The organism is Flavobacterium proteolyticum, assembly GCF_015223105.1.
Taxonomy (GTDB): Bacteria; Bacteroidota; Bacteroidia; order Flavobacteriales; family Flavobacteriaceae; genus Flavobacterium; species Flavobacterium proteolyticum.
Genome location: NZ_JADFTZ010000002.1, coordinates 31,489 through 41,232, shown reverse-complemented (window position 1 = coordinate 41,232; position 9,744 = coordinate 31,489). Strand labels below are relative to the sequence as shown.

At 31.8% G+C, this 9,744-nt stretch carries 9 protein-coding genes; 6 read left to right on the top strand and 3 right to left on the bottom strand.

What is annotated here, in order from left to right:
• Positions 1–60 precede the first annotated feature (60 nt).
• Both IM755_RS05605 and IM755_RS05600 read left to right on the top strand, forming a co-directional pair.
• Positions 61–879, top strand: coding sequence for a glycosyltransferase family 2 protein (locus IM755_RS05605; RefSeq protein WP_194094571.1), 819 nt, complete (start codon positions 61–63; stop codon positions 877–879).
• Entirely contained in the window at positions 857–1,261 is a 405-nt protein-coding gene (locus IM755_RS05600; RefSeq protein WP_194094569.1) for a sugar 3,4-ketoisomerase, read from the top strand. Before IM755_RS05605 ends, IM755_RS05600 begins: the two co-directional genes overlap by 23 nt.
• On the opposite strand, the gene IM755_RS05595 is transcribed toward IM755_RS05600, so the two are convergent.
• From IM755_RS05595 to IM755_RS05585, 3 genes are read right to left on the bottom strand one after another with little or no spacing between them, the layout of a single operon-like run.
• On the bottom strand, positions 1,258–2,193 hold the full coding sequence (locus IM755_RS05595; protein ID WP_194094567.1) for a glycosyltransferase family 2 protein: 936 nt from the start codon (positions 2,191–2,193) through the stop codon (positions 1,258–1,260). The two genes, IM755_RS05600 and IM755_RS05595, sit on opposite strands and share 4 nt — an antisense overlap.
• A gap of 4 nt (positions 2,194–2,197) precedes the next feature.
• Positions 2,198–3,082, bottom strand: coding sequence for a glycosyltransferase (locus IM755_RS05590; protein ID WP_194094565.1), 885 nt, complete (start codon positions 3,080–3,082; stop codon positions 2,198–2,200).
• A complete protein-coding gene (locus tag IM755_RS05585; RefSeq protein ID WP_194094563.1) occupies positions 3,083–3,766 on the bottom strand; it encodes a cell division ATP-binding protein FtsE in 684 nt (227 codons plus the stop codon).
• Between the two features lie 188 nt (positions 3,767–3,954).
• Here IM755_RS05585 and IM755_RS05580 point away from each other — a divergent pair, with 188 nt between their 5' ends.
• From IM755_RS05580 to IM755_RS05565, 4 genes are all read left to right on the top strand, one after another.
• The gene (locus IM755_RS05580; RefSeq protein WP_194094560.1) at positions 3,955–6,966 is read left to right on the top strand and encodes a tetratricopeptide repeat protein; all 3,012 of its coding nucleotides are present in this window, start codon (positions 3,955–3,957) and stop codon (positions 6,964–6,966) included.
• 66 nt (positions 6,967–7,032) lie between these two features.
• The gene (locus IM755_RS05575) at positions 7,033–8,787 is read left to right on the top strand and encodes a TonB-dependent receptor (RefSeq protein ID WP_194094558.1); all 1,755 of its coding nucleotides are present in this window, start codon (positions 7,033–7,035) and stop codon (positions 8,785–8,787) included.
• 127 nt (positions 8,788–8,914) lie between these two features.
• Complete coding sequence (locus IM755_RS05570; RefSeq protein WP_026724700.1) at positions 8,915–9,241, top strand: hypothetical protein; 327 nt, start codon at positions 8,915–8,917, stop codon at positions 9,239–9,241.
• A 53-nt stretch (positions 9,242–9,294) separates the two neighbouring features.
• Entirely contained in the window at positions 9,295–9,744 is a 450-nt protein-coding gene (locus tag IM755_RS05565) for a GreA/GreB family elongation factor (RefSeq protein WP_194094556.1), read from the top strand.

Sequence of the window (9,744 nt, the reverse complement as noted above, 5' to 3'; positions counted from 1 at the left end):
AATTCTAAATTCTGACTTCTAAATTCATATCTTTGTGTAAATATAGTACAATTGCTAAATATGTATCAAAAATCGGATATTCAAATTTTAATTGCGACGATGAATCGAACTAATTTCGATTTTTTGAAAGCGATGTTTGTATTTTCTGATTTTTCAAATTTTAATTTATTAGTAATCAATCAAACGACTCCCGATAAATTATTACAATCTGATTTTGAAAATGTTGAAGTAATTAATTCTTTTGATAAGGGATTGTCTAATAGTCGCAATTTAGCTCTGCAAAAAGCATCTAAAGAATTACTTATTTTAACTGATGATGATGTGGTTTTTCAACTCGGTTTTGAAGAATGTGTACTTAAAGCCTTCGATGCAAACCAAATGCATGACGGATTTCGATTTCAATTTTTAAATGGTAAAGGTAATCTAGCCAAAAAATATCCGAAGCAGTTTGAAGATGCATTGTCAAATTTAGAAATTTTGAATTCTTCTTCTGTAGAATTAGTTTTTAAACGAAAAAGCATCATAGATTCAAACGTACAATTTGATAAAAATTTTGGTATTGGTGCCCAATTCCCAATGGGTGAAGAAGCCGTTTTTGTAGCAGATGTGATTAAAAAAGGATTAAAAATCGGATTTATTCCTGAAATTTTAGTTGCTCATTCTCATCCATCAACTGGGCATAAAACAGACATCTATTCTATTTATTTTATTCAAAGTGCAGTTTTTTACCGAATATTTCCGAAAATGTATTTATTTTGGGTACTTTTAAAAATGTTTTTCGATTTAAAGCACCGAAAAGTTAGACATAGAAACATTATAAAATTAATTATTCAAGCCAAAAAAGGCAAAAAAGCTTATGTCAACCATACAAAATTGTAAAATACTTTCCATTCCAAAGATTGAAGATCCTAGAGGAAATCTTTCAGTAATTGAAAATGATGTAATTCCGTTTGATATCAAACGCGTTTATTATTTGTATGATGTGCCAAGTGGCGCTGAGCGTGGCGGACACTCACATAAAGAGCAACAAGAATTTTTGGTTGCTTTGTCGGGTAGTTTTGATGTAATTTTAAATGATGGAAGTCAGCAAAAAACAGTAACGCTAAACAAGCCTTTTGAAGGACTTTTTATAACTAATAAAATTTGGCGTGAATTGAAAAATTTTTCTTCTGGAGCGGTGTGTTTGGTAATCGCTTCGGATGTGTTTTTGGAAGAAGATTATATCAGAGAATTTGATGATTTTCTAGCGGCAAAAGTTTAGTGATACACTGAAAATTCAACCCCATATTTTTTTAATAAATGCTTCGTCTTTAATAGGAAACGCAAAATAAAGCTAGGCATAAACAATAAAACTTTTGTTTTGAATGGGATTTCAGAGGTAATGTCTTTTAAATAGAAATTGGATTTTTCTAAATCTCCAGCAATTCTAAATTGCAAAGCATATTCTAAACGGTAAATATCTAGAAAATTTTTCAAACTAAGGTTTTGTTTTTCTGCTTCTGAAAATTGTTTAAAATCCATAAGTTTTTTCTTTGCAAAAGAAGTCTTCGATAAAGAATTTGGCAATTCAAAATTATAAATTGCAGTTATTTGATTGCTAATAGCAACGGTATGTGTTATCCCTATTTTAGTCCAAAGTTCCAAATCTTGTCCACTAGTTACTTCTTTGTTAAAACCATTATTTTGAAGAAGTATGGTTTTAGGAACTAGAATAGAGGAGGATGTTGCAACTCGATTAATTAAACTTGCTTCGAAAAAATCGGGTATAATTCCTTCAAAATCATCGGATATAGAATTTTTGAAACTATTTGTTATAGTTTTATTTGAAGCAATTTTTGTAAGATACCTACTAGCATATATTCCACAATTAATATATTTTTCTTGAAGTTCTATTAAAATAGCTAAATGGTTTGGAAACCAATAATCGTCAGCATCTAAAAAGGCAATCAGCTCGCAATTCGCTTTTTCAATTCCTAAATTTCTGGCTGTTGCAGCGCCTTGATTTTTTTGTTGGAATAATTGAATTCGAGTATCATTAAATTGTTTTACTTTTTCAACACTATTATCGGTTGAACCATCATCAATTATGATAATTTCAAAATCTGTGAAAGTTTGAGCAAATACCGATGCCAAGGTTTTGGTAATGATAAAACCTTTGTTGTAAAGCGGAATTATAACTGATAGCTTTGGCAAAATGTTAAGGATTGAGTAAACAAAAGTAACCTAATTTGTATAAATCCAATACAATCAAACTGGGATTAGAAGACGTGAGGTTAGCAATCATCTGTTTCGAAAGTTTTTTAAACAAGAAACGAATCACACTATCAAGTTGCCAAAACTGAATGATGCTGTATGCTTTTCCAATTTTTGTGTCTTTCAAATCTAATTTTTTATTTTCAATCAATTGATTTAAAGTAGTTATTGCTTTTTCGGTTTTTCCGATAAAAGTTAAACTCGTTTCCGTATTAAAATGAACTAATCTATTTTCAATATGTTGAATAGGAATGTTATTTTCTTTCAATTGTTTGATAAAAACCACATCTTCATATCCATAATCTTTCACATTGTATGGAAAATGATAGTTGGAAAGCAATTCTTTTTTGAGTACTAAATTCCAAGTAAAAACAAAATGGTATTGATTTTTCAATCGTTCTGATAACGGAATGCTTTCGCGTTCATTACCATATTTCCAACGAAGTAATTTATCTTTTTCAGGTTTTTCGTTCGGATAGGTTACGCCACCAAACAACACTTGTGTTTCAGGATTAATCGATTTAATTAGATCTTGTAAATAAGTTTTTTTCTCAGGAAAAGCATCGGCTTCCATAATAAGCACATAATCAAATTGCGCTCGATTATTTAGTAAATTGATGTTGTTTCCTCTACCTAAATTTTCATGATTTAAAGTGTAAGAACAATGCTGTAAAAGATTGATTTCGGTATTTTCTTCTAAAAAAGTTGTACTCACATCATCCTGAACTAAGATTTCATAAGCAATACCTAAAGCATCGGCCTGATATTTTAATTCCGTAACTAATGGATAAACATTGTAGTTATATGTGGGAATTAAAATCGATAACATTTACACCGTTCTTTGAACTACTTCAAACATTTTTCCACCTTCAAATTTCAAGGTTTTTGACGGATATTTTAAAACTAAAGCGTAATCGTGAGTCGCCATTAAAATGGTTTTTCCGTTTGCGTTAATTTTTCTAAGTACTTCCATAACTTCCACACTGGTTTGTGGGTCAAGGTTTCCTGTTGGTTCGTCTGCTAAAATGATTTCTGGGTCGTTTAATAAAGCTCTCGCAATTCCTACACGTTGTTGTTCTCCGCCTGAAAGTTGGTGTGGCATTTTAGAAGCAAAACCTTTCATGCCAACTTTATCTAAAACTTCTTCAATTTTAACATCCATTTCTTCTTTTTCTGTCCAGCCAGTTGCTTTAAGAACAAATAATAAGTTTTCTTTTACGCTTCGGTCAGAAAGTAATTTAAAGTCTTGAAAAACAACACCTAATTTTCTTCTCAAATACGGAATGTCACTTTCTTTTAAAGTAGTTAAATTATAATCTACAATACTTCCTTCGCCATCAGTCAAAGCCAAATCAGCGTAAAGCGTTTTTAAAAAACTACTTTTTCCAGAACCTGTTCTACCAATTAAATAAAGAAATTCACCATGTTTTACATCGATATTTACATCGGTTAAAACTGGATTTTTATCTTGATAAATCGTTACATTTTTTAAGGATAGAACTGATTGCGACATATATAAATTGGATTTTAAAATGTAAAAGTAATAACTTATGCTTCTGTATCAAAATTTTAAACCAATTTCGATTAAAATTATTGTGTTTGGTTAAAAACTATGTTCAAAAATTGTACAATAATATGTTAAGAACCTTCGTTAATACTTACAATAAGCCTTATATTTGGAACTTATAAATAACGAATCACATGATAAAGTATTTAAAACTTTCTTTTTTAATGGTGTTCTTTTCGGGAACACTTTTAGCCCAACAATCTTCTGTTTACACGCACGAATTAACCGAGTTCAATCGCGCTGTTGAATTGTATAAAGACAAACAATATCAAGCAGCCCAAATTTTATTCGACAAAGTAAAATCGAAAACCGATAATATGGAAGTAGAATCAGATTGTGCTTACTATATTGCCAATTGTGCGATTCGTTTGGACCAAATGGGAGCCGATGTTTTGGTGGAAAGTTTTGTAGAAGATTATCCAACAAGTACGAAAACAAATCAAGCATACATCGAAGTCGCTCACTATTATTTTGATCAAGGAAATTATCCAAAATCATTAGAATGGTTTGATAAAGCGGATTCAAACAGTATGTCGCAAGCCGATAGAGAAAAATACAATTTCCAAAAAGGATACGCTTATTTTACAGCTAAAAATACTAAAGAAGCTACAAAATACTTCAACCAAGTAGTAAATTCGAAGACTTTTGGAAGTCAGGCGAAATACTATTTAGGTTATATGTCGTATGAAACAGATGATTATAAAAGTGCGAATCAATACTTCGAACAAGTTTCTGACCAAGAAAAGTACAAAGAAAAAATGGGGTATTTCCAAGCAGATATGAATTTCAAGCTTGGGAATTTCCAAAAAGCCATCGACTTAGGTTTAGAGCAAATGCCAAAATCAAAAGGAGAAGAAAAAAGTGAATTGTCGAAAATCATAGGAGAAAGTTATTTCAACCTAAAACAATACGACAAAGCACTTCCTTATTTATTGGCTTATAATGGTAAAAAAGGAAAATGGAATAACACGGATTTTTACCAATTAGGTTACACGTATTACCAACAAAAAGATTACGAAAACGCGATTTCGCAATTCAATAAAATCATTGATGGAAATGATGCGGTGGCTCAAAATGCCTATTATCATTTAGCAGAAAGTTATTTAAAAACCGATAAAAAGCAACAAGCATTAAATGCTTTCAAAACGGCTTCTGAAATGGAATTTGATTTGAAAATTCAAGAAGATGCGTATTTGAATTATGCCAAATTAAGTTACGAAATCGGAAATCCATACAAATCGGTACCGGAAGTAATGAATGCGTATTTGGCCAAATATCCAAATACTCCGTATAAATCGGAAATTAATACCTTGTTAATTAGTTCGTATATCACTTCGAAAAATTATAAAGAAGCGTTGGTTTTATTGGAGAAAAACAAATCTCCAGAAAACAAATTAGCGTATCAAAAAGTAACGTTTTACAGAGGTTTAGAATTGTATACCGATGGCGATTACAAAGGTGCTTATGCCTTATTTAAAAAATCGTTAGCCGAAAATAAAGATGCTAAATTCACAGCAAGAGCAACTTTTTGGAAAGCAGAAACCGAATACAATTTAGACCAATTCGAAGAAGCAAAATTGAGTTTCAAACAGTTTTTAAATTCAGCTGAAGCTCAAAATACTCCTGAATATGTGAATGCCAATTACAACTTAGCGTATTCGTACTTCAAATTGAAAGAGTATGAAAATGCGATTCAATATTTCGATGCTTACACCAAATCTTCTAAAGAGGATAAAGTTCGTTTAACCGATGCCTATTTGAGATTAGGAGATTGTAATTTCATGGCAGCAAAATATTGGCCAGCTATGGATGCGTACAACAAAGCGATTGACATGAAAAGTGTTGATGCCGATTACGCAGCTTTCCAAAAAGGAATCAGCTATGGATTTGTAAGCAAACCAGATCGTAAAATTGAAGATTTAGAGAAATTCTCAAAAACATTCCCAAATTCACAATATGCAGATGATGCTTTGTATGAATTAGGAAATACTTATGTGAATCAAAATCAAAATGATAAAGGAATTAGTACTTACGACCGATTAATCAGTGGATACAAATCGAGTTCCTATGTAGCAAAAGCGATTTTAAAACAAGGTTTGATTTACTATAATTCGAACAAAGAAGATTTAGCGTTAACGAAATTCAAAAAAGTTGTAGCGGAATATCCAAATTCACCAGAATCTATTGAAGCCGTTTCAACAGCTCGTTTGATTTATGTAGATAAAGGTCAAGTAGATGAATATGCAGCTTGGGTTAAAACCTTATCGTTTGTAGAAGTTTCGGATGCAGATTTAGATAATGACACTTACGAATCTGCCGAAAAACAATATTTGCAAAACAACAGCAAACAAGCGATTTCAGGATTCTCGAGTTACGTAAGCAAATTTCCAAATGGATTACATGCGTTGAAAGCGAATTTCTATTTAGCACAATTGTATTTTGCTGATAATTTAGAAGCAAATTCCGTGAAATATTACGAATTTGTTGTGGCTAAACCAAGAAATGAATTCACTGAACAAGCATTAGCGCGTTTGTGTCAAGTGTATTTGAAAGCTAAGAATTATGATAGCGCGATTCCAGTTTTAAAACGTTTAGAAACCGAAGCTGATTTTCCACAAAATATAACGTATGCGCAATCTAATTTAATGAAATCGTATTACGAAAAACAAGATTTTGTCAATGCCGTTGTGTATGCCGATAAAGTGTTGAAAAACGACAAAATCGACGATAGAATTAAAAGTGATGCTCAAATTATCGTAGCGCGTTCGGCTATCAAAACAAATGATGAAGCCAAAGCGAAAGAAGCGTATGCTAAATTGCAAAAAATCGCTAAAGGTGAATTAGCAGCCGAAGCTTTGTATTACGATGCGTATTTCAAAAATAAAGAAGGCAAGTTTGAACCATCGAACGTTGTGGTACAAAAAATCGCTAAAGATTACTCAGGTTATAAATATTATGGAGCGAAAAGTTTGGTAATTATGGCGAAAAACTTCTACGGATTAAAGGATAGTTTCCAAGCAACTTACATTTTAGAAAGTGTAATTGAAAACTTCAAAGAATATACAGATGTAATCGAAGAAGCGCAAAAAGAACTCGATTTCATCAAAGGAGAAGAAGCAAAACGTAATTCATCAATCACAAAATAATAAAATTTGATAATTGTCATACTGAACTCGTTTGAGTATCTAGCATCTCATTTAAAAATATAGAACATGAAGAAATTAAATATAATCGCCTTAGTTTTAGTTGTATTCGGAATCCAATTTTCTTTTGCCCAAGTAAAAGATGAAAACATTGGTTCTGAAGTGGTAAATATCGTAAAACCATATACACCAACTATTTCAGATGCTTTCAAAGTGAAAGAAACACCTGTTTTAGAAGATGAAGAAGAGCAAAAAAAGGAACCAATTCAATATAATATTTTCTCATTTCCGGTAGCATCAACATTTACACCAGCAAAAGGAAAAGCCGCAGGAGTGGATAAAACCGAAAAAGAAAAATTATACAACAATTACGCTACTTTAGGTTTTGGAAATTATCCAACTATCAATGCGGAATTGTTCATTACTCAAAACTTAAGCCGAAGCAATTATGTGGGCGGAATGTTACGTCATTTATCGTCTCAAGGCGGAATTAAAGATTTGGTTTTAGATGATAAATTCTACAACACCAGTTTAGATGTAACGTACGGAGTTCGTGAGCGTGACATGAGTTGGAATGTTGATTTAGGCGTGAAAAACCAAATTTACAATTGGTACGGTTTACCAACAGAATCAATTGTTTTTGATGATGCAACAATAGCAGGAATCGACTCCAAGCAAACATACAATACGATTGCTCTTGGTGGAAAAATGAGTTTCAAAGACGGAATTTTTAATGATGCAAGCATGCAATTCAAACGTTTTTCTGATGGATTGGATTCGGGCGAAAATCGCTTTTTCATCAAACCTAATTTTGATTTCGAAGTAATGGAACAAAAAATCAAAGCTGATTTCGTAGTGGATTATGTAGGTGGAAGTTTTGAAAGAATGTACGATGTAGATTCGGAATTAAAATACAGCACAATCATCGCCGGAACAAAACCAAGTATTCTATATCAAAAAGATGATTTATCAGTTCAAATTGGAGCTGGAGTATATTATGCAACAGCAAAAATCAACGGCGAAAGTGATGGTAAAATCTTTGTTTATCCAAATATTAAAGCGTCATACAAGTTGGTAGGTGATATTTTAGTGGCTTATGCAGGAGCAGAAGGTGATTTAGAGCAAAATTCGTATGCTGATTTCGTGGATCAAAATCCGTTTGTGTCACCAACAATGTTCATTGCACCTACCGATAATAAGTATGATTTATATGTTGGGATGAAAGGAAAATTAGCAAATTCAGTAGCTTTCAATGTTAGAGTTTCAAATAAAAATCAGGCAGATAGAGCTTTGTTTGTAAGTAACGAATTCAATCCAGCTTACGGAAATACGAATGGTTATGCTTATGGAAACTCATTCGGAGTAGTTTATGACGATTTAAATACGCTAAGTATTTTCGGAGAATTGAAAGCCGATTTCTCTAAAAACGTAACTTTCGGAATCAACGGAACTTATAACAATTATTCAACAGATACACAAGCGGAAGCGTGGAATTTACCACAATTGAAAATTGGTTCAACTGTAGATTTTGATATCAACGAAAAATGGTATGCTGGAGCGAATGTATTTTTTGTTGGTGAAAGAAAAGATTTAATTTCAGTTCAAGACGATTTAACGATTAACCCAGGAACTTTCACTACAACTGAAGTAACTTTAGATAGCTATTTCGATTTAAACGCGCACGTAGGCTACAAATACAACGCAAGATTAACGGCTTTCCTAAAAGGAAACAACTTAGCGAATCAACAATACAACCGTTGGGCAAATTTCCCAGTACAAGGGATTCAGGTGTTGTTAGGAGCAAACTATAAGTTCGATTTCTAAAACTTCTACATTCAATATTCCAAGTTTGTTGTTCAATGTTAAAAAATGTTGAATATTCAATTTTGAACAACGAATTATGAAGTTGAGTAATCGGTTTTATTAGGTTTTTAATCAGTAAAAAATCAAAATGTATTTTAAATTATTTATTCTATCGTCTTTATTTTTTCTTTTTGTTTCTTGTGATGGGTTTCAAGCTGTTGATGGAATGATTGTTGATTCTGAAACACATAAACCAATTACTAATGTTCAGATGAGAGAAATTAAAGAGGTTGATGCTTTAGGATTTTCTGATGAACAAGGATATTTTGAATTTCATGAAATAAAAGGATTTACTTTTGGTGATAAAGAAATGACTATTGTTTTTTTAAAAGAAAATTATTTATCAGATACAATCACTTTTATTAATAATGAAAGTAAGTTAATTAAGTTAGAAAGAATAACAGAAAAAAAATAATCCTTGTGCCCTTAGCGCCTTCTTTGCGAACTTAGCGGTTAATTATTTAAATCATGACATTTAAACAAAAAATAAAATCCCATTATCAAAACCTATTATCGGAGAAAATAAACGAATTACGCTTTATGATTTCCGATTTGGCTCAAGATGCGCAAAACGACGCGAAAGGTTCGGCTGGCGATAAGCACGAAACTGCTTTGTCCATGATGCATTTGGAGCAAGAAAAACTCAATCAAAAATTAGCAGAAATCATCGAACAAAAAAAAGTTGTGGATAAGATTGATGCTGATGCAATTCATAATAAAATAGCACTGGGAAGTTTGGTTCAAATCAATGACATGTTATTTTATATTAGTGTAGCTTTACCAAAAATCCAACTCGAAGATACAACGATAATTGCAGCTTCTCCACAATCACCATTAGGAAGTCAATTAATGGGAAAAAGTCTCGGAGATGAGGTTGAAATCAACAAAAATCGATTTCAAATTAAATCCATCGAATAA